Raw genomic sequence first — 19,372 nt, forward strand, 5'->3', positions numbered from 1 at the left:
CCCCCTTCATCCGGAAGCCGGGACCGTGAAGTCCGCCCTGACGTCCACGACCCCCGGCACGGTGCCCACCGCGCGGACCAGGACGTCTTCCATCGCAGGATCCGGGATGGATCCGTGCAGGTAGACGACGCCGCTGGCGACGTGCACGTGGACCTCGGCCGAGCCGCGCGGAATCAACCGGAGCCCCAGCAGTTCGCGGACCTCGGTGCCGATGTCCGCGTCAGGGCGCAGATACACCTTCAACAGGTCCCCGCGGCTGACGACGCCGACCAGCCGGCCGTCGCCGTCCACCACGGGCAGGCGCTTGAGGTGGCCGCGTGCCATGACGCGGGCCGCCGCCCGGATGGTGGCGGTCGTCGGTACCGTCACGGCGGGGCGGGTCATCAGCCGCCCGGCGGTGGTCGCGCGGTCCGGATCGGATGCCTGGGTGCTGAGCAGCAGATCGGCCTCGGAGACCACACCGGCCACGTGTCCGTCCTCGGCCAGAACGGGGAGGGCGCTGATGTTCCACATGCGCATCGTCTCCACGATGTCCTTGAACGCGGTTCCGCGGTCGACCGAGACGGCTGCCCTGGTCATGACGTCGGCCACGGTGCGCAGGTGTTCCATAGCGCTCCTCGGTGCTCGATCCGCACAGGGCGCGGACACGTCAGGGGTGGGCAATGACGGCGACCGGGGCGGCTGCGTGGTGCAGCACCGCGTGGGCGACGGGGCCCAGGTGCGGGCCGAGGGGTGAGTGGCGCAGGCGGCGCCCCACCACGACCAGTGCCGCCCCCCGGGAGGCATGGAGGAGGCGCTCGCCCGCGGATCCCGTGGACACGCGGGTCGCGACGTCCACAGCGGGGAACTTGTGCCGCCAGGGCAGCAGCATGTCCTCGACCGTATGCGTCACGCTCCGCTCGATGTCCCGTTCGTTGTCGGAGTCGAAGAGCGGGACGTAGCTGTACGCGGGAGGCATTTTCCAGGTGTGTACGACCTGGAGCGGGCAGCCGCGTCGTTCCGCCTCCTCGAAGGCGAAGGTGAGGACCCGGTCGCAGGCCTCCTGGATGTCGATCCCGACGACGATCCCGGCCCCGGCCCCGGCCCCGGTGTGGGGTGCGGAATCGGAGGCCGCCTCCTGCGGTTCGTCCGTGCTGCGGACGAGAACCACCGGGGTGTCGGTGGCGGCCACGGCGGACAGAGCCACCGAGCCGACGAGGAAGCCGGTCAGCCCGCCGAGGCCGCGTGACCCGAGGACCAGCAAGGCGGCGTCGGTGGCTTCCGCGGCCAGGGCGGCAGCGGGGCGCCCCGTCGGACAGCGGGTCGTGATCTCCAGGTGGGGGTGGCGCGCGTGCAGTTCTTCTGCCGCTTCGCTCAGTGCCCGGTCCGTCCAGCTGTCCGCGCTCTGTGGGCCGACGCCGGGGAGAACCGGGTCGAGCAGCCAGTCGACGGCGTGTACGAGCCTGAGCGGAACCTGCCGCAGAAGGGCTTCGCGCGCCGCCCAGCGGGCCGCCGCAAGACTCTCGTCGGAGCCGTCGACCCCGACTGTGACGTGGTTCTTCATGAGTGGAGTTCCTCCGTGTGGCGGGCGCGCTCGGTTACCAGGGCATGGCGTGTTGACCGGAACGGGTGTCCACCGGGTCCTCGGAGCCGGAGATGATAGGCGGTGCGACGCCCACGACCCCGTCGATCTGTGCGTGTGCCCTTCACATTCCGCCGCAGCGGAGGAGGAAGCGAGGGCCGAACGGCCCCGTCCGGGGACCGGACGGGCCACCCCGTCGCAGGACGGTCCCGCCGTCCGACGATGGGGACCTTTGGTCCCGCAGGCGGGGCCCGGGCGGCCCTCCTGCCGGGGCGCCGTGCCCGCCAGTGTGAGGGGTGTCCCCTTCGGGCTTCTCGGTTGGGAGTCATCGTGGAAAGCACCATCCGCACTCCGGACAGCAGCTCGGTCACCGTCGGTGTCGACGGTTCCGAGCCGGCGCGCCGCGCTGCCCTGTGGGCCGCAGGGGAGGCCGTACGCCGGGGCCGCCCGCTCCACATCGTCTACGGCGCGGACACCGACGTCAGGGCCTTGTACGTGTCCGTGGAGACCATCGAAAAGGTCCGGGCCGCCGGCCGGGCGCTCCTGGACGACACGGCGGCGGCCGTGGCCGCCGAGTACCCGGGTCTGAAGGTGACCACGGAGTTCAGCCGATCGGACGCCGTCACCAGCCTGAAGCGGGCCGGCGGCCTCTCCAGCACGATCGTCGTCGGCAGCCGCGGCCTGGGGGGCTTCGACTCGCTCATGCTCGGCTCCGTCGGACTGGGCATCGCAGCCGTCGCCCACACTCCCGTCGTCGTGGTCCGCGGCGACAGCGAGGCGGAGGAACGGGGAACCGTCCTGGCCGCCGTCCGCGACGAGCACGACCTCGTGTGCGCCCGCTACGCCGCCCAGGAGGCCGAGCTGCGCAAGGCGTCCCTGCGGTTGCTGCACGTCTGGAACATCCTCCAGTCGGTCGGCGTCGTCGCCCCCATGCTCGACACCGTCGACGCCATCGGCGGGGAGCACGAGGAGGCCATGCGGGGCGTCACCCACACGATCCGTGCCGAGTTCCCGGACCTGACCGTCGACAGCGAGGGGGAGAAGAGCTTCTCCGTCGCCGGAGCCCTGGTCGAGGCGTCCCGGCACGCCGACCTGCTGGTCATGGGCGGCCGCCGCAACCCCACCCCGCTCGGGCTCTCCCGGGATCTCGGCAGGGTCACGCACAGCCTGGTGCACCACGCCCACTGCCCCGTGCTCCTCATCTCGCGCTTCGGGGACGACGCCGGGAGCGGGTCATGACCGCGGCGCGGGGAGGTGCTCGCGGCATTCTCGTCGGGATCGACCCGGACAGGGACTGGCACCTTCCCCTGGCCTGGGCGGCCGACGAAGGACTCCGCCGCAGGCTTCCCCTCCGTCTCGTGCTGGCCGTCCCGCCCCAGCACGACACCCAGCACGCCGACGACACCCCACGGCAGGCCGCCCTGCGAGGCACGGGCACCGAGCGGCTGGAGCAGGCCCGGGACTGGGTCCGGGAACGGCATCCCGAACTGGCCGTGGTCACCGATCTGCGGGGCGGCTTTCCCGCCCCCGTCCTGGCGGCCATGGCAGGTCAGGCCCGTATGGTCGTCCTCGGTTCCCGGCACCTGGGCCGCGTCGCGGAGGTACTCAGCGCCGGATCGCTCGTACTCCCTGTGACGGCCCAGGCCCCCTGCCCCGTCGTCGTCGTGGGCGACGCCGAACACATCACGCAGCGGCCGCTGTACATCGTCGCCGGCATCGACGGGAGCAGCGCCTCGGCCACAGCCCTCGAGTTCGCCTTCGACGCGGCCGACCTGCGCGGAGCCCAGGTACGGGCCATCTCCGTGTGGCAGCCGCCGGTCTGGCTGTTGCACGACGAAGAAGCAGCCCTCCAGGCGCAGCGAGCCCTGCTGGCCGAGACCACCGCCGGGTTGACCGAGAAGTACCCGGACGTGCTCCTCACGCACGAGGTGCTGGTCGGCCATCCCGTCGAGGAACTGGCCCGGGCGGCCGAGCACGCTCTGGCGGTCGTGGTGGGCCGCCGCGGCCGCGGCGGCTACACCGGCATGCGGCTGGGATCCACGGTGCACGGCCTCCTGCACCGGGCGCACTGCCCGGTCATCACCGTCCCGACCGGATGAGGCGAACATGACCAGCCGCACGACCGACGCGCCGGCCGCCCGCGCCCCCGGCCGCCCGGGGCTGACGCAGGCCGAGGCCGAACGCCGACTGGCCCGGCACGGCCGCAACGAGGTACCGCCGCCCCGGCCGACACCCCTGTACCGCCGGGTGCTGGCACAACTGCGAGACCCGCTGATCATGGTGCTGCTGGGTGCTGCCCTGCTCACCATCGTGATCGGGGACTACCCCGACGCCGTCGTGATCGGACTCGTGGTCGTCGTCAACACCACCGTGGGCGTGGTCCAGGAGGTCCGGGCCGACCGTGCCGTCGCCGCGCTCTCCGCCCTCTCGGCCCCGCACGCCCGGGTGCTGCGGGACGGAGTCGCTCACGAGGTCGCCGCGGCACTCGTGGTGCCCGGCGACCTCCTGCTGCTGGGCGAGGGCGACATCGTCGCCGCCGACGCCGAACTCGTCGAAGCCTCCGCGCTCCTGATGGACGAATCCATGCTCACCGGCGAGTCCGTGCCCAATGACAAGGCGCCCAGGGAGCCGGTGTCCGCCGGAACCGTGGTCGTCCGCGGTCGTGGGACCGCCACCGCCACGGCCACCGGCCCGGCGAGTGCGCTCGGCCGCATCGCCGCACTGCTGGACGGCAACGGCCACGAAGCGACCCCGCTGCAGCGCAGGCTGGCCTCCCTCGGCCGTGTTCTCGCCCTCGTCACCCTCACCCTCTGCGTGCTCTTCTTCGCCCTGGGGCTGGTACGCGGGCTCGCACCGGACACGATGGCCGTCACCGCCATCAGCCTGGCCGTCGCGGCCGTGCCCGAATCCCTCCCGGCCGTGGTCACCCTCGCCCTGGCCCTCGGCGCCCGGCGGATGGCGGCCAGAGGGGCGCTCGTCAGGCGTCTGCCCGCCGTCGAGACGCTGGGCTCGGTGAGCGTACTGGCCACGGACAAGACCGGCACCCTCACCGAGGGCCGGATGGTCGTCCAGCGCCTTTGGACCCCGTCCGGGGCCGCCGACGTGACCGGCAGCGGCTACGACCCCTACGGAGAGCTGACCCGCGACGGCCTCCCCCTGACGCCCGAGCAGCTTCGGCCGCTTCAGGAACTCCTCACCACCGCAGCCCTGTGCAACGACGCCGTCCTCAAGCCCTCGGATGACGGACCCGGCACGTGGGCCGCGGTGGGTGATCCCATGGAGGCGGCGCTGCTGGCCGCCGCCGCCAAGGCGGGCTGCCCCGACCCCGCCGAGCTGCGCCGGGACTGCCCCCGGATCGCGGAAGCACCGTTCGACAGCATGCGCAAGCGCATGACCACCCTGCACCACCTGCCCGACGGGAACGTGCTGGTCTGCCTCAAGGGAGCCCCCGAGGCCGTTCTCACCTCCTCCGTGCTCGCCGAACCGCCTGGTCTGCTGGAACAGGCCCGTGAGCAGGCCGCGGCACTGGCGCGGGAAGGATTCCGCGTCCTGGCGGTGGCCGGCACGGAGCGGCTCTGGCAGCCACTGCCCGCCACCGAAGCGGAGCGGGACCTGCGTCTCCTGGGCCTGATCGCGATCAGCGACCCGCCGAAAGCAGCGGCCTTCGCGACCCTCGCGGCCTGCCGGGCGGCCGGCATCACCCCCGTGATGATCACCGGTGACCATCCGGCGACGGCACGTGCCATCGCCGAGCGCACCGGCCTGCTCCGGGACGGTGAGGCCGGTGAGATCCTCACGGGCGCCCAACTGGCCGCCGCGCCCGACACCGACCTGACCGGCGTCAGGGTCTTCGCCCGCACCGACCCCCAGCAGAAGCTGGACATCGTGCACGCCTGGAGGGCCCAAGGAGCGGTCACCGCCATGACCGGGGACGGAGTCAACGACGGCCCGGCCCTGCACCAGGCCGACATCGGGGTCGCCATGGGCGCCCGCGGTACGGAGGTGGCCCGCCAGGCCGCCGACCTCGTCCTCACCGACGACGAACTCGGCACCGTGGTCACCGCGGTCGAGGAAGGCCGCAGGGTCTATGACAACATCCGCCGCTTCCTCGTCTACGCCATGGCCGGGGGCGCCGCCGAGATCCTCGTGATGCTGATCGGCCCCCTGCTCGGCCTGGCCCTGCCGCTGCGGGCGGGGCAGATCCTGTGGATCAACCTCCTCACCCACGGCCTGACGGGTGTGGCCATGGGCGCGGAACCCGTCTCACCGCAAGCCATGCGACGACCGCCGCGGCCGCCCGGACAGCACATCCTCGCCGCCGGCGTGTGGCAGCGCCTCCTCGTCCTGGCCTCCGCCGTGACCGCGGTCAGCCTGCTCGCGGGCGTCGCAGCGCGCGCACTGGACCTGCCCTGGCAGAGCGTGCTCTTCCTCGCTCTGCTCGCAGCCCAACTCGGAGTCGCGCTCGGCCTGCGGGCCCGTCTGCTGACCCGGGCGAACCTCTTCCTCCCCGTCTCGGTGGCCGGATCGGCCGTACTGGCGATGGCCGCCCTGTACGTGCCGGCTCTGCAATCGTTGCTGGACACCCGGCCTGTGGGCTGGACCGGGATCTGGCTCGCCTCGGCCGCGGCTCTCGCGGCATTCGTGGCCGCCCGCGCCCTGCGGGGTGCGTTTCGCAGAAAGGCATGATCATGAGTACGTTCGCACCGCACTACGGACCGGGGGTCCACGCCGAGGTCGGCGACCAGATCGTCGTCGGCGGACCGAGCGTCGGCAAGCCCGGCCGGGACGGCGAGGTCGTCGCCCTGCATCACCCGGACGGCACTCCGCCCTACGACGTCCGCTGGTCCGACACCGGACGTACCACCGTCTTCTTCCCCGGCCCGGACGCCCACGTCAGACACCTGCACGAGACACCGGGGCAGCCCGGCGACGCGGGCGGAGCGGCGCGGTAGCCGGTAGGCCTCGCGCAGGGCCCTGTGGTCCCACCCGGGCCGCAAAAGGGACCGAACGGCCCATGGTGTGGCAGCCGCGTCATGGCAGAGCCTGTCGGTACCGGGGACCGGGCAGCGGGAAAGCACTTCCACTGCCGGACGGCGGAGCGGCGATCCGCCCGCCGAGGAGGCGATGACGCCATGACCACCATCAGCGGAACCGGATACCGCGCGCCTCACGGACTTCTCGGTCCTGCGCCGGCCGCGGCCACCGACCTGGGACTCCGGCTCGCCGCCCGGCGGGCTGCTGCTGGTCTGAGCCGCGAAGACCTGGGGTACCGGTCCGGTCTTGACGCGCACTACATCGCCCTTGTCGAAGAGCGCGGCGCCCTGCCCTCGATCGGGACGCTCGTCCGTCTGGCCGGTGTTCTCGGCACCACCGTCGAGGCGCTCGCGGGGAGGACACCCGTTGCTGAAGCCGGTCCACGGGCAAAGGAACCCGCCGCCGGTACGGTCGTTCTCGACGCAGGAGAGTGCCGACGCCTGCTCGGAGTCCGGGGCATCGGACGAGTGGCGGTCTTCACCGCCGACGGCCCCGCGGTGATTCCGGTCAACTACCTCGTCGTCGGCCAGGACATCGCCTTCCGCACCGGGGCGGACACCGTCCTGGCACGGGCGGCCGGGACGGATGCCGCGTTCGAGGTGGAGCGGATCGACGAAGTCGCGGCAAAGGCGTGGAGCGTCCTGGCCGTGGGGCTGCTCGAGACCGCCACGCACCCCGACGAGCTCCGGCGCATGGCCCGCGCAGCCCATTCCATGCCCTGGGCCGGCGGTGAGCGCAACCGCTGGATGAAGCTCGCACCGGTTCGGTTCACAGGCCGCCGGATCGCACGCCTCCAGTGAAAGACGCAGCCCACCCGCCTGCGGGGCCGAATGGCCCCGCCCCTGCCCCGACAGGCCCAAGCCGAACGCGTCGATCCGGGGTGACAGTGAAGGCAGAACCATAAGAAGGCGTCGGGTCCAAGGCGCCGTCAGACCCAGGAGCACCCCATGTCAGGCACGCAGATGGAGCGGAGGCGCAGCCTCTTCCCCGACCTCACCGACTGGTTCGGAGCCGACTTCCCGCGCTTCCCCATGTGGCGGTCGGCTTTCGGTACCCACCCCATCCCGATCGAGGTGACCAGCAACGAAGGCACGTACACGCTCCGTGCCGAACTGCCGGGAATGGACCCTGAGAAGGACATCGAGATCACCGTGGACGGCGACATGCTCACGGTGAGTGCCGAGCACACCGAGAGCGCGGAGGACAAGGACCACTCCGAATTCCGCTACGGGCTCTTCCGCCGCAGTGTCCGTCTCCCCGGCCGGATCCCGGCCGACGAGGTCGACGCCGCGTACGAGGACGGCATTCTGACAGTCCGCGTCGCGATGGAGGCCGAACCCCCGGCCGGCCGTCGCACCATCCCCGTCAAGCGCCCCGGCGGCGAGCAGCAAGGAGAGGGGTCATGACCGGCAAAAGGGTTCTGGTCGCCTACGGGAGCAAGCACGGAGCGACCGCCGGCATCGCGGCGGAGATCGGCAGGACCCTCCGTGAGGACGGACTCGACGCCGTGGTGCTCCCGGCCGACGACGTGGACGACGTCCGCGGCTTTGACGCCGTCGTACTCGGCGGGTCCCTGTACGCCGGCCGCTGGAGCGGCAAGGCCCGGCACTGCGCCGAACGCAATCAGGACTACCTCAGGCACCGCCCTGTCTGGCTGTTCAGCAGCGGACCGGTCGACAGCTCCGCCGAGCGCCACGAGATCCCGCCCGTTGCGGCCGTGGCCGAGCAGATGGAACGCCTGGGCGCACGCGAGCACGTCACCTTCGGAGGCAGTCTCACGGCGAGCACACCGGGACTTCTCGCGAAGGCCCTGGTCCGCCACGGCAAGGGCGGTGACTTCCGCAACCCCGAGCGGATCCGGACGTGGGCCCATCACATCAGCAGTGAACTCGCCGAAGCCGCCTGAAGCACAGCCCCGCCGTCGGCGGGGCTGCGCCGTGCCCGATCGGGGGCGGACGGGGGACCGTTCGGCCCTGGCGGCCGACTGCGGCAGGTGGTCCCATGAAGGTGGCGGAAAGAGCCCGTCGAGGATGCGGAGGAGCGGCCGGCGGCCGTGCACCGCACGATCAGGATCCGCGAGAAGCGGGTGGACTCTTTCCGTCCACCGGTGCGCGCGGCCCGATCTCGTCCCGCGGCCCCGGAGGTTCGTCCAGCACGCTCCAGGCGATGGGGCCGAGCAGGTCGGCGACCCTGCCGAAGACGTCCATCAGGAGATCGTCCACCGTCAGCATGCCCACGACGTGCCGGCCGTCCAGAACCGGCAGACGCCGGACACCACTGGTGCGAAACATCCGGTACGCGGCGCTGATGTCGTCGTCCGCGCCGATGGTGACGGCCGGCGCGGTCATGATCTCCCGTACCGGGTTTTCGAGGTCCAGGCCGGGGGCCACCCCGCGCAGTACGATGTCCCGGTCGGTGATGACACCCAGTAGTTCTCCGCCCTCGGTCACGGCGAGGCAGCCGACGCCGTGCACGGCCATGTGCCGTGCCGCGTCCCTGATGGTCGTCGATCCGGTGACCCCCATCGCGGGCGTGGCCATGGCCTCGGACACGTTCATGTTCCGGTCTCCTTCCAGTGGGGGTCTTCGAGCGGGTCGAGTGCGGCGCGGGTGAGGGGGACATCCGGCCTCTTCAACGCCCCGTACCGGTGTCGTCCGTCTCCCACGCGAGGTGTACGTCGACCCGTACGACGCCGTCCACCGTGCGGCAGAGGCGCTCCACGACCGGGACGAGACTGCGGAAGCGCACCACCCCGTGGAGCGTCACCTGTCCGTCCGTCACGTCGACGGAGACGGAGGAGGGATCCAGGCGCAGGGTCCGCGCGAGGACCTCCCCGTAGATCTCGTGGCGGATGGCGGCGTCGTCGCGCAGGAAGATCCGCAGCAGGTCGCCACGGGTGACGATGCCCACGAGGACGTCGGATTCGTCGACGACCAGGAGCCGCTTGACCCGCTGGCTCTCCATGAGCCGGGCGGCCTCGGCCACGGTCCAGTCGGGGCGGGCGCAGACGGGCGGTGCGGACATGAGTTCCTCCGCGCTGGTCCCGGCCGCCTTCTCGCTCTCCCACGGTTCGGGGCGGGGCAGCGAACCGAACCAGTCTCCCTGGTCGGCGGGTTTCGGGAGCAGATCGCCCTCGGAGATCACACCGAGAGGGCGTCCGACGGTGTCGGTGACCGCCACGGCGGACACGGCGTGTTCGCCGAGTGTGCGCACGATGTCCTTGAACGTGGCGTTCCGGGCGACCGTGACGACCTCACGGGTCATCAGCTCGCGCACTTCCCTGTGCCTCACCGCATCCTCCTTCGTCCTTGCCCGACCGCCGTCGCGTTCAGGCCGTCAGCTTCGAGCGGAACCGTGACGTGACGCCACGACTCCGGGCACCGAGCGCGCGATGCGCGGTAGCGCGTCGGCCAGAGCCGGATCGCGTTCGCGTGCGTCTCCGGATCCGCACGGTCGCCGATCCCGAGGGGATCAGCCGCGTCATGATTGTGTTTCATGACTCCTCCCACCGTGGATCGCCCTTCCAGCCTGCTGTTCCACGCCTGCCCGGAACAGGGCCGACCGGGCCCGTGTCATGGGCTGACCAGTCCGTGTCCGGCACCGTCTACGCGGGCTCGGACTGCGCGCCTCCGGTGTGCCCGGCCACGTAGTCCGCGCAACCGTCGAGGGTGGCCAGCGCGGGATAGTCCTGTTCCGGCAGGGCCAGCCCCGTGCGTCCGCTGAGCGCCTCGACGAAGGCGAGGAAGTCCAGTGAGTCCATCTCCAGGCGTTCGCGGAAGTTCTCGTCGGACGGCACCGCGGAGAGATCGGCGCCGGGCACGGCCTCCTCGATCACGGCTCTGATCGTTTCGAGAGCCTCTTCGCGGTTCACAAGTCCTCCGGATGCTGGAGCAGGCGGTCGAGCGTGGTGAGGAAGCGGGCCCCGGTGGCGCCGTCACTGGCCCGGTGGTCGGCGGACAGGGTGGCGGTGACGGTCGGGTGGAGGGCGATCATGCCGGCGACGGCCACGGGGCGCTCGGTCACCCTCCCGAGACCGACCATCGCCACCTGGGGCGGGTAGATCACGCCGAACACCGACTCGACCCCCTGGTCACCCAGGTTGGTCACGGTGAGCGTCGGGTCGGCGGTCTCCGAGGCACGGAGCCTGCCGTGCCTGGCCCGGGAGACGAGGTCCTTCAACGTCGCCATCACATCGGTGAGGGGCATGCGGTCGGCATCGGCCAGCGCCGGAGCCACGAGACCGCCTCCGCGTACGGACACGGCGGTACCGAGCCGGACACCGGCAGCCGCGACGAAGCGGCCGTCCGTCCAGTGGCCGTTCAGTTCGGGTACCTCGCGCGCGGCCGACGCCACCGCCTTCAACAACAGCGCAGCCGGTACGAGACGTTCGCCGACCGGCCGGGTGCTGTTCTGCCGACGCATCCACTCCAGGGCCGCGGCCAGGTCGATGGTGGTGGACAAGTAGTAGTGCGGGATCTCCCGCTTGGCACGGGACATCAGCCGGGCAATGGCGGCGCGATCACTCGTGGACGTGGACGCGGACGCGGACGCGGCCGCGGCCGCGGCCGCGGACGTGCCCGTGTCGGAGGCAGCGGCCTTGGGCGCGCGCCGCGCACCGGCCGCGACGGACGCCTCCTTGACGGTCGCGGCCTGGTCCGGGCCGGTGCGGGATCCGGCCGCGGCACGGACGTCGTCCGCCTTCACCGCGCCGTGGCGGCCCGAGCCCCGGACCGCGGAGAGGTCGACGCCGAGTGACTCCGCAAGGCGCCGCGCGAGGGGGGATGCGTGGACGCGGGACGGCGCCGGATGACGGGACGGTGCCGGATGAGCGGCCCGGGACACGTCCGACCGTGTGATCCGGCCGCCGCGCCCGCTGCCGTGCAGGGCTGCGAGCTCCACCCCCTCTTCGGCCGCCTGGTGCCGGACGAGCGGGGTGGCCGTCGCGTCTCCCGCCGGAACGGGTCCGCGCGCGGGGGGAGGCCGTACGGGTGCGGTGGGCGAGATGACGGCCAGCGGCGTCCCCACAGGGACGGTCGTGCCGGGCTCGACCAGCAGCTCGGTCACCGTTCCGGACTCGAAGCACTCCACTTCGATGGTCGACTTGGCCGTCTCCACCACCGCGACGACCTCCCCGCGTGCGACCTCGGCTCCCACGGTGGTCAGCCACTCGACCAGGGTCCCCTCGTCCATGTCGGCTCCGAGGGACGGCATGGTGAACTCGCCCACGTCAGGCCACCGCCTGCCGGACCGCTGCCACGATGGAGGCGGGCTGCGGCAGAGCGGCTTCCTCCAGTTGTCGCGCGTAGGGGATCGGCACCTCCTGGCTGCACACCCGCTGGACCGGTGCGTCGAGTTCGTAGAAGGAGCGCTCCGCGATGCGCGCCGCGACTTCCGCGGAGATGCTGCCGCTGCGCCAGGCCTCGTCCACGATCACGGCCCGGTGGGTCCGGGCGACGGACGCCAGTACCGTCGCGTCGTCCAGCGGCCGCAGGGACCGCAAGTCGACCACCTCGGCGCCGATGCCGTCCGCTGCCAGGGTTTCGGCGGCGGCCAGGGCCTTGGGCAGCGACCCGCCGTAGGTGATGACGGAGACGTCCGTGCCCAGGCGGCGTACCGCGGCGGAATCCAGGTCAACGGAGTCGACCGTGCCGTCCAGCACCCCCTCTTCGTTGTAGAGGCTGCCGTGTTCGAACATCACGACCGGGTCGGGGTCGTCGAGCGCTGCGGCCAGCATGTGCCGGGCGTCGTCCATGGTCGCGGGGGTGAGCACCCGGATGCCCGGAATATGGGCGTACCAGCCTTCCAGGCTGTGCGAGTGCTGGGCAGCGAGCTGACGGCCCGCGCCGGTGGTCATACGGATCACGATCGGCACGCTCAGCTGTCCGCCGGACATGTGCAACAGCGTCGCGGCGTTGTTGAGGATCTGGTCGAGGGCGAGCAGGCTGAAATTGACGGTCATGATTTCGACGACCGGACGCAGCCCGCCCAGCGCCGCACCGATGCCCGCGCCGACGAAGGCGGATTCCGACAGGGGAGTGTCGCGGATCCGGTCGGGCCCGAACTCCTCCAGGAGGCCCAGGCTCACACCGAAGCAACCGCCGTACCGGCCGACGTCCTCACCCATGAGGAAGACCCGGTCGTCGGTCCGCAGGGCTTCCCGCAACCCGTCGCGCAGCGCTTCCCGGTACGTCGTGGAGGCGGTCGAGCCGCCGCTCGCGGACCGGCGCGCGTTCATGACGCACCCCCGCTCGGGCTTGTCACGAACCTCAACAGGTCCGCGACGGGCTCGTACGGGGCGGCCTCGGCGGCGCGGACGGCCGCGTCGATCTCGGCGCTCACGTCTTCCTCCAGCCGCTTGTTCGCAAGGTCGTCCAGGCCTCCTTCGGCACGCATCCGTTCCTCCAGGCCGGCCAGCGGGTCCCGCGCCTTCCAGCGCGCTATTTCGTCCTTCTCGCGATATCGGTCCGGGTCGTACATCGAATGGGCCCGGAAGCGGTACGTCCGCGCTTCCAGGAAGTGCGGACCGCCACCCGACCTGACCGAGTCGGCCGCTTTCCGCGCGGTCGCCTCGACGGCAAGCACGTCCATGCCGTCGACCGTCCACGCGGGCATACCGTACGACGCGGCACGCATCGCAAGGTTCGTTTGAGCGTGTTCCCGCGCCAGACTGGTCCCCATGGCGTACAGGTTGTTCTCGCAGACCAGCAGCAGGGGCAGCTGCCACAGCGCGGCGAGGTTGGCCGTCTCGTGGAACTCCCCCTCCGCGTAAGCCCCGTCACCGAAGAAGCAGCATGTCACCCGTTCGGTGCCGCGCATCCGGTCGGCGAGGGCGAGCCCGGCCGCCAGGGGCAGTCCGCCCGCGACGATCGCGTTGCCGCCGTAGAACCGTCGCCCGGCGTCGAAAAGGTGCATCGACCCACCGCGGCCGCGACTGCACCCGGTGGCCTTGCCGAACATCTCTGCCATCACGGCACCGGCCGACACGCCCCGGGCGAGGGCGTGGCCGTGCTCGCGGTAGGTGGAGACCACGGCGTCGTCACCGCGCAGCGCCTGCCCGACCCCCACGGCGACCGCTTCCTCACCGATGTACAGGTGCACGAAGCCGCGGATCTTCGCCGCGCTGTAGAGCTCGACACACCGTTCCTCGAAGCGCCGGATCAGCAGCATCTGCCGGAGCAGCTCAAGCTCGTGCTCGTGCCCGGGCCCTCGGCCTCCCGTCGGTGGCGCCGGAGTCTTTCGCGGGGCGACGCTGCGTTGTGTACCGGTCGCACCGGTGGACCGCCGGGTGGTGGTGCTCATGGCCGTCCCTCTCCTCACGGGTCCCGGACGGGACTTTCCAGAGTCGACAGGTCACCCTCGGGCAACCCGAGCTCGCGGGCGCGCAGCAGGCGGCGCATGACCTTGCCGCTGCGGGTTCTGGGCAGGTTCTGGTCGAACTCGATCTCGCGCGGGGCCACGGCGGGACCGAGCCGCCGGCGGGCGAACGCCAGCAGGTCGCGCTTCAGTGCCGCCTGCGGCTCGTGACCGGGGCGCAGGGAGACGAACGCCTTGACCACGGCACCCGCGACCGGGTCGGGACGGCCGATCACCCCGGCCTCGGCAACCGCCGGGTGCTCCATGAGAGCGCTTTCCACCTCGAACGGTCCGATGAGATGTCCGGCGGATTTGATCACGTCGTCCGCGCGTCCGACGAACCAGAACCACCCGTCCGCATCCCGTTTCGCCAGATCGCCGGTCAGGTACCAGCCGTCGACGAAGCAGGCGTCGTAGCGCGCCCGGTCGTTCAGGTAGTCACGGAACATCGAGGGCCAGCCCGGTCGCAGCGCCAGCTCTCCCTCCGCGCCGGGTGTGGTCACCGGTCGTACGTGGCCGTCGTCCAGGGTGACCCGTCCGTCCTGCCCGCGTTCGAGGATCGCCGCGTGGATACCGGGCAGCGGCCGCCCCATGGAGCCGGGGCGGATGTCGCTGGAGGCGTAGTTGGCGATCATGATGGCGCCCGTCTCGGTCTGCCACCAGTTGTCGTGCACCGGCAGGCCCAGGACCTCCTGCCCCCACAGGACGGCTTCCGGGTTGAGCGGTTCGCCGACGCTGGCGACGAACCGGAGGGCCGAGAGGTCGTACGGGCCGGGGAGGGCTCTGCCGCTGCCCGGGGGCGTGGCACGCATCAACATCCGTATCGCCGTCGGCGCCGTGTACCAGACAGCCACCTTCTGGGTGTCGAGGATCCGGTACCACCGGTGGACATCGAATTCTCCTTCGTCCACCACCAGCGTGGCGCCGTGCGTGAGTGGGGCGATGATCCCGTACGAGGTACCGGTCACCCAGCCCGGGTCGGCCGTGCACCAGTACACATCCCCGGGGCCGAGATCCAGCGCGAACGCCGCCGTGGCATGGTGCGCCACGACCGCTTCGTGGACGTGGACCGCGCCCTTGGGCGTGCCCGTCGTCCCACTGGTGAAGTGGAGCAGGGCCATGTCCGCAGGGTCGGTCGGCGGTACCGGAAACACCGGAGAGGCGCGCTCCGTCAAACGGTCGAGCACCTCCGTGCCCGCCGGCGGGTCGGTCACGGGGCCGACCAGCAGGACGTGGGCCAGGCCCGGGAGCGTGCGCCGGATCTCCTCGACCTTGCGCCGGTACAGGGCCTCGGTGGTGACGAGGACCCGGGCGTCACCCAGGGCCAGCCGCTGGCGGACCGGCTCGGGGCCGAAGGCGGCGAAGAGCGGGCAGAGGACGCGTCGGGCCCGCAGCGTGCCCAGCACCGTGGCGTAGAGCTCCCTGCGCCGACCCATGAGGGTGAACACCCGTTCCCCGGGCGCCGTTCCCAGTCCCACGAGGACGTTGGCGAACCGGGACGCTCCGTCGGCGAGCTCGGCATAGCTGACATGTGTCACGGCGTCGTCCGAGGCCACGCACCGCAGGGCCTCCCGGCCACCGTGACCGGCCATGATGTGCCGGTCCACCGCTTCGAAGGCGATGTTCAGACCCCCGTCGGGGAGGCCGCACAGCCATGACCGGGCCTGGTCCCAGGTGAATGTCGCACAGGTCTCTTCGTAGTCCGACAGCCGAAAGGCGGCCGCTGGGCGGCGCTGCTTGGTGATCACCGGATGGGGCATGACGGGCTCCTCCTCCACCATCGGGTCTGTGGAGTCCGGTCCGCAACCACCATCCTCCGGTCCCGGGGTGCCGGGGGAGGGCCGAACGGTCCTCGTCGGGGACCGGTCGGACCTCTGAGCCGGCCGGACGCTGACGTGCGGGAGCAGGGGCGCCCGCCGGGGTCTATGCCGCGGCCGGGACGGTTCCGTCGAGTTCGAGCCGTACGTCGACGACCCCCTCGACGGCCCTGATGGCACGAGCCAGGAGGGGGACCAGAGCCCGCTCGGGCAGGGGGCCCCGGAGCGTGACGACACCGTCCTGCACCGAGAAGTCCAGGGACGCCATGCCCGGCGCGAGATCGGCCAGTACAGCCTGCCGGATCTCCTCCGCCAACTCCTCGTCGGGCCGGAGGAAGACCTTCAGCAGGTCGCTGCGGCTGACGACGCCCTCCAGCATGCCCAGCTGGTTCACGACCGGCAGCCGCTTCACATGCTGGTGGGCCATGATGCGGGCGGCCTCGGCCGTGGTGGCGTCGGGGTGGACGGTCACGGCGGGGCTCGACATCAGGTCCTCGGCGAGTACGCCGCCGGCCTTGGATGCCTCGTCCAACTGCTCCGGGAGGCGCGGCTCCTCGCGCCGGAACTCCTCCTTGGGCAGGAGGTCGGCCTCCGAGACGACGCCCACGACGCGGCCTTCGCCTTCCAGGACCGGGACGGCGCTGACCTTCCACTCGTGCAGAAGCTCGACGATCTCCTTGTACGACGCCTCCCGGCCGATGGCGATGGCCGTGTGTGTCATGACGTCACTGACGGTGTACCGAGATGCTGGCATGACCGGCTCCTTCGCCGCGTTCGGTCAAGGATCCTGTCGGAACCCTGCTTCCATCGGAGCACCCGGAGCGCGCGCAGGGCAGGGCCCTGTGGGCCACGCTGAAGGTCCGATCGGCCCCCCGGCGGGGGACCCGGCCACCGCATGGGGCCTGTCGGCCCTGACTGCGGCCCCGACCGGCCCATGCCACGCGGCTCGGGCAGACGGATGGTGATGACATGCGGGACGCGCCCTGTGGGCCGTCTCTCAGACCATCGCATCAGGAGCGTGAGCCATGTTCTGGTACGACCACGGAATGGGGGGATGGGGCTGGGTCGCCATGTCGTTCAGCATGGTCCTGGTCGTCGCTCTGGCCGTCGCTGGAGTCGTTGTGCTCGTCCGCAGCGTCGACCGGTACGCCCCGGGGCCGGCACAGCCCTCAGCCGTGCCCTCCGCGAAGCAGGTCCTCGCCGAACGCTTCGCCCGCGGCGAGATCGACGAGGAAGAGTACGAACAGCGTCTGACCGCCCTGCGTGCCCACGGTCCGGCGCAGGGCAGGCCAGGATCGGGAGAGGCCTGAACGCATGCCGCTGTGGGAGTGGCCCGGCCCGTGGCCATGGCAGGCGTGGATCATCAACGGCTCCGTCGTGCGAACGCCGGCGTGCTGGGCCAGGGCCAGGGATCCCGGGGCAGGGCCGTCCGGCCCCTGCCGGAGCCCGGTCCTGGCAGGAGACAGTGGAAGTGGTGCCTGCTCGTGAGCGGTGCCGAGGAGGGGAGATGGCGGTCATGGTTTCGTACGTGTACGACGTACACGGCTTCGTCGAGGGCGACCGGAACACGGTCGCTCTCCTCGGATGCAAGGGCGCGAGCCTCGCGCAGATGGCGCACCTGGGGCTGCCCGTGCCGCCCGGCTTCACCATCACCACAGAAGCGTGCGGCGCCTTCCTGGCCACGGGGGAGCTGCCGGCAGGCCTGGAGGCTCAGGTGGGTGAGCATCTGCGCGCACTCGAGTCGGCCGAGGGCAAGAGGCTGGGACAGGTGGACGATCCGCTGCTGTTGTCGGTGAGGGCGGGTGCGGCAGCGTCGACGCCGAACACGATGGAGACGATCCTCGACATCGGACTGAACGACCTCTGCGTGCTCGGACTGGCCAAAGTGCCCGAGCGGGAGCGGTTCGCCTGGGATTCCTACCGCCGCCTCGTGCAGATGCTGGGAAGCACCGTGATGGGCGTCGATCGTTCACTCTTCGAGGACGTGCTCCTACGGATCAAGCGCCAGCACCGGGTCGCGGACGACTCCCGGCTGGACACGTGCGACCTCATCCGAGTCGTGGAAACCTTCAAGGACCTCATTTACGAAGAGAGCGGCACGGAGTTCCCGCAGGCCCCGGCCGAGCAGCTGCGGATGGCGATCCTCGCCGTGTTCGGGGCCCGTAAGGACGGGCGGACTCTCCTCGGCGCGCACAGCAAAGACCGCATGGACGACGCTGGTGCGGCGGTCGCCCTCACCGTCCAGCGGATGGTCTTCGGGAACCTCGGAAGCGATTCCGGCAGCGGCGTGGCGTATCCCCGAGACCCTGATACCGGACGGCGCGGCCTCTACGGCGACTACCTGCCGAACGCCCAGGGCAGGGACGTCGTCTCGGCAGACCGCGACACACTCCCCCTGCAAGACCTGGCCACGCTCCACCCCGCCGCGTTCGACCGTCTGCGCCGCTCCATGGAGGAGCTGGAAGCGCACCACCCCGACCTCGTCGCCGTCGAGTTCACGATCGAGCACGGAACCCTCTGGCTGCTCAACGCCCGCGTCCGGTAACGCGGGCGGCGACTTCACCGTTGCCGGAGTTCGGCGATCACGAGGTCACTGTCAGCACGATCTTGCCTTGGATGTGGCCCTGGGCGGCTCGCGTGTGTGCGCTGCCCGCCTCCGACAGCGGGTAGGTGCTGTCCACCCCCACCTGGAGCCTGCCCTCGTTGAACAAGCGTCCGATCTCGGCGAGCTGGGGGCCGTTGGAGCGCACCTGAATGTTCGAGACCGTGATACCCAGACGCGCCGTCTCTTCCGGGTCGTACCGGGCGAAGAACACCGGAAGCATGGTGCCTCCGCGCCTGAGCACGGTCAGGAAGCGCGAGCTGTCCGGGCCACCGACAGCGTCGATCACCAGATCGACGCCGCCGACCACGTCCGCGACCTGCGTCGTGGTGTAGTCGATGAACTCGTCGGCGCCGAGCTTGCGCAGGAACTGCTCGTGCCGGCCCGAGGCCACCGCGATGACGTGCGCCCCCTTCCACTTCGCCAGCTGCACCGCGAAGTGACCCACTCCACCAGCGGCCCCGTTGACCAGCACGGTCATCCCTGGCGTGATCGGCACCGGCTGGTGCACCCGGCCGGTGAAGGGAGACGGCACGTCGTGGCCGAGATCGACCAGGTACTGCCAGGCCGTCAGCAGGGCCATCGGCGCACCGGCCGCCTCGACGTGGTTGATACCGGCCGGCTTGTGGGCCAGGTCGGGAGCCGGCGCGGCCACGTATTCGGCGTACGTACGGCCGTCGAAGCCGGGGAACCGCAGCATGCCGAAGACCTTGTCACCGACGGCGAACCCGGACACGTCCGGAGCGACCGCCTGCACCACGCCCGACATGTCCGTTCCGGGGATGAGGGGGAACTCCAGCACCGGCCTCATCCCGGCCGGCATGACCTTCATCCCCTCACGCAGGTACCAGTCCGGCGGGTTGATGCCCGCCGCGTGTACCCGGACGAGCACCTCGCCCGGGCCGATCCCGGGAACCGGCACCTCGTCATACCGCAGAACTTCCGGTCCGCCCGCTTCGTGGAACTGGATCGCCTTCATCGTGCCTGTCGCTTTCTCGGGGAAAC

General features: G+C 71.3%; 19 protein-coding genes and 1 pseudogene. 9 read left to right on the plus strand and 11 right to left on the minus strand.

Going from position 1 to position 19,372, the window contains the following annotated elements; genetic code table 11:
* Positions 1-6: 6 nt before the first annotated feature.
* Both AAT21_RS12810 and AAT21_RS12815 read right to left on the minus strand, forming a co-directional pair.
* Positions 7-609 carry a CBS domain-containing protein gene (locus AAT21_RS12810; RefSeq protein WP_046776725.1) on the minus strand — a complete coding sequence of 201 codons (603 nt, stop codon included), beginning with the start codon at positions 607-609 and terminating at the stop codon, positions 7-9.
* 40 nt (positions 610-649) lie between these two features.
* Positions 650-1,543, minus strand: a complete 894-nt coding sequence (locus tag AAT21_RS12815) for a universal stress protein (protein WP_046776726.1) — start codon at positions 1,541-1,543, stop codon at positions 650-652.
* A gap of 348 nt (positions 1,544-1,891) precedes the next feature.
* Between AAT21_RS12815 and AAT21_RS12820 the strand changes: the two genes are divergently transcribed.
* The 7 genes from AAT21_RS12820 (at position 1,892) to AAT21_RS12850 (ending at position 8,501) form a co-directional block, all read left to right on the plus strand.
* Positions 1,892-2,800 carry a universal stress protein gene (locus AAT21_RS12820; RefSeq protein ID WP_046776727.1) on the plus strand — a complete coding sequence of 303 codons (909 nt, stop codon included), beginning with the start codon at positions 1,892-1,894 and terminating at the stop codon, positions 2,798-2,800.
* Positions 2,797-3,660, plus strand: coding sequence for a universal stress protein (locus tag AAT21_RS12825; protein WP_046776728.1), 864 nt, complete (start codon positions 2,797-2,799; stop codon positions 3,658-3,660). Before AAT21_RS12820 ends, AAT21_RS12825 begins: the two co-directional genes overlap by 4 nt.
* Positions 3,661-3,667: 7 nt before the next feature.
* Positions 3,668-6,247 carry a cation-translocating P-type ATPase gene (locus AAT21_RS12830; RefSeq protein ID WP_046776729.1) on the plus strand — a complete coding sequence of 860 codons (2,580 nt, stop codon included), beginning with the start codon at positions 3,668-3,670 and terminating at the stop codon, positions 6,245-6,247.
* A gap of 2 nt (positions 6,248-6,249) precedes the next feature.
* Positions 6,250-6,513, plus strand: a complete 264-nt coding sequence (locus AAT21_RS12835) for a DUF1918 domain-containing protein (protein WP_046776730.1) — start codon at positions 6,250-6,252, stop codon at positions 6,511-6,513.
* 180 nt (positions 6,514-6,693) lie between these two features.
* Complete coding sequence (locus tag AAT21_RS34920; protein ID WP_157879674.1) at positions 6,694-7,395, plus strand: helix-turn-helix domain-containing protein; 702 nt, start codon at positions 6,694-6,696, stop codon at positions 7,393-7,395.
* Positions 7,396-7,542: 147 nt separating this feature from the next.
* On the plus strand, positions 7,543-8,001 hold the full coding sequence (locus AAT21_RS12845; protein WP_046776731.1) for an Hsp20/alpha crystallin family protein: 459 nt from the start codon (positions 7,543-7,545) through the stop codon (positions 7,999-8,001).
* Entirely contained in the window at positions 7,998-8,501 is a 504-nt protein-coding gene (locus AAT21_RS12850) for a flavodoxin domain-containing protein (protein WP_046776732.1), read from the plus strand. The genes AAT21_RS12845 and AAT21_RS12850 overlap by 4 nt, the downstream gene beginning before the upstream one ends.
* A gap of 160 nt (positions 8,502-8,661) precedes the next feature.
* Here the strand turns inward: AAT21_RS12850 and AAT21_RS12855 are convergent, their stop codons facing one another.
* From AAT21_RS12855 to AAT21_RS12890, 8 genes are all read right to left on the minus strand, one after another.
* A complete protein-coding gene (locus tag AAT21_RS12855) occupies positions 8,662-9,153 on the minus strand; it encodes a CBS domain-containing protein (RefSeq protein WP_046776733.1) in 492 nt (163 codons plus the stop codon).
* 73 nt (positions 9,154-9,226) lie between these two features.
* A complete protein-coding gene (locus AAT21_RS12860; protein WP_046776734.1) occupies positions 9,227-9,886 on the minus strand; it encodes a CBS domain-containing protein in 660 nt (219 codons plus the stop codon).
* A 313-nt stretch (positions 9,887-10,199) separates the two neighbouring features.
* Complete coding sequence (locus AAT21_RS12865; RefSeq protein ID WP_046776735.1) at positions 10,200-10,466, minus strand: acyl carrier protein; 267 nt, start codon at positions 10,464-10,466, stop codon at positions 10,200-10,202.
* Positions 10,463-11,821: a dihydrolipoamide acetyltransferase family protein gene (locus AAT21_RS12870; RefSeq protein WP_046776736.1), complete on the minus strand. Its 1,359-nt coding sequence runs from the start codon at positions 11,819-11,821 to the stop codon at positions 10,463-10,465. The genes AAT21_RS12865 and AAT21_RS12870 overlap by 4 nt, the downstream gene beginning before the upstream one ends.
* Before the next feature lies 1 nt (position 11,822).
* The gene (locus AAT21_RS12875; RefSeq protein WP_046776737.1) at positions 11,823-12,830 is read right to left on the minus strand and encodes an alpha-ketoacid dehydrogenase subunit beta; all 1,008 of its coding nucleotides are present in this window, start codon (positions 12,828-12,830) and stop codon (positions 11,823-11,825) included.
* A complete protein-coding gene (gene pdhA, locus AAT21_RS12880; protein WP_079025593.1) occupies positions 12,827-13,894 on the minus strand; it encodes a pyruvate dehydrogenase (acetyl-transferring) E1 component subunit alpha in 1,068 nt (355 codons plus the stop codon). Before pdhA ends, AAT21_RS12875 begins: the two co-directional genes overlap by 4 nt.
* 14 nt (positions 13,895-13,908) lie before the next feature.
* Positions 13,909-15,708 carry an acetate--CoA ligase gene (acsA, locus tag AAT21_RS12885; protein WP_046777331.1) on the minus strand — a complete coding sequence of 600 codons (1,800 nt, stop codon included), beginning with the start codon at positions 15,706-15,708 and terminating at the stop codon, positions 13,909-13,911.
* Between the two features lie 163 nt (positions 15,709-15,871).
* Positions 15,872-16,519, minus strand: coding sequence for a CBS domain-containing protein (locus AAT21_RS12890; protein WP_046776739.1), 648 nt, complete (start codon positions 16,517-16,519; stop codon positions 15,872-15,874).
* Positions 16,520-16,790: 271 nt separating this feature from the next.
* Here AAT21_RS12890 and AAT21_RS12895 point away from each other — a divergent pair, with 271 nt between their 5' ends.
* Both AAT21_RS12895 and AAT21_RS12900 read left to right on the plus strand, forming a co-directional pair.
* Positions 16,791-17,075, plus strand: a complete 285-nt coding sequence (locus AAT21_RS12895) for an SHOCT domain-containing protein (protein ID WP_046776740.1) — start codon at positions 16,791-16,793, stop codon at positions 17,073-17,075.
* 206 nt (positions 17,076-17,281) lie between these two features.
* Positions 17,282-18,304, plus strand: a pseudogene (locus AAT21_RS12900) (PEP/pyruvate-binding domain-containing protein); the annotation flags it as partial.
* A 43-nt stretch (positions 18,305-18,347) separates the two neighbouring features.
* Here AAT21_RS12900 and AAT21_RS12905 read toward each other — a convergent pair.
* Positions 18,348-19,346, minus strand: a complete 999-nt coding sequence (locus AAT21_RS12905) for an NADP-dependent oxidoreductase (protein ID WP_046776741.1) — start codon at positions 19,344-19,346, stop codon at positions 18,348-18,350.
* Between the last annotated feature and the right edge of the window lie 26 nt (positions 19,347-19,372).

The sequence above is a fragment of the Streptomyces yangpuensis genome, assembly GCF_001005295.1.
In the GTDB taxonomy this organism is placed as follows: domain Bacteria; phylum Actinomycetota; class Actinomycetes; order Streptomycetales; family Streptomycetaceae; genus Streptomyces; species Streptomyces yangpuensis.

Excerpts from the sequence above, each read along its gene's own strand:
- AAT21_RS12810 (WP_046776725.1), bottom strand. The coding sequence starts at position 609 with ATGGAACACCTGCGCACCGTGGCCGACGTCATGACCAGGGCAGCCGTC.
- AAT21_RS12815 (WP_046776726.1), bottom strand. The coding sequence starts at position 1,543 with ATGAAGAACCACGTCACAGTCGGGGTCGACGGCTCCGACGAGAGTCTT.
- AAT21_RS12825 (WP_046776728.1), top strand. The coding sequence starts at position 2,797 with ATGACCGCGGCGCGGGGAGGTGCTCGCGGCATTCTCGTCGGGATCGAC.
- AAT21_RS12830 (WP_046776729.1), top strand. The coding sequence starts at position 3,668 with ATGACCAGCCGCACGACCGACGCGCCGGCCGCCCGCGCCCCCGGCCGC.
- AAT21_RS12835 (WP_046776730.1), top strand. The coding sequence starts at position 6,250 with ATGAGTACGTTCGCACCGCACTACGGACCGGGGGTCCACGCCGAGGTC.
- AAT21_RS34920 (WP_157879674.1), top strand. The coding sequence starts at position 6,694 with ATGACCACCATCAGCGGAACCGGATACCGCGCGCCTCACGGACTTCTC.
- AAT21_RS12845 (WP_046776731.1), top strand. The coding sequence starts at position 7,543 with ATGTCAGGCACGCAGATGGAGCGGAGGCGCAGCCTCTTCCCCGACCTC.
- AAT21_RS12850 (WP_046776732.1), top strand. The coding sequence starts at position 7,998 with ATGACCGGCAAAAGGGTTCTGGTCGCCTACGGGAGCAAGCACGGAGCG.
- AAT21_RS12855 (WP_046776733.1), bottom strand. The coding sequence starts at position 9,153 with ATGAACGTGTCCGAGGCCATGGCCACGCCCGCGATGGGGGTCACCGGA.
- AAT21_RS12875 (WP_046776737.1), bottom strand. The coding sequence starts at position 12,830 with ATGAACGCGCGCCGGTCCGCGAGCGGCGGCTCGACCGCCTCCACGACG.
- pdhA (WP_079025593.1), bottom strand. The coding sequence starts at position 13,894 with ATGAGCACCACCACCCGGCGGTCCACCGGTGCGACCGGTACACAACGC.
- acsA (WP_046777331.1), bottom strand. The coding sequence starts at position 15,708 with ATGCCCCATCCGGTGATCACCAAGCAGCGCCGCCCAGCGGCCGCCTTT.
- AAT21_RS12890 (WP_046776739.1), bottom strand. The coding sequence starts at position 16,519 with ATGCCAGCATCTCGGTACACCGTCAGTGACGTCATGACACACACGGCC.
- AAT21_RS12895 (WP_046776740.1), top strand. The coding sequence starts at position 16,791 with ATGTTCTGGTACGACCACGGAATGGGGGGATGGGGCTGGGTCGCCATG.
- AAT21_RS12905 (WP_046776741.1), bottom strand. The coding sequence starts at position 19,346 with ATGAAGGCGATCCAGTTCCACGAAGCGGGCGGACCGGAAGTTCTGCGG.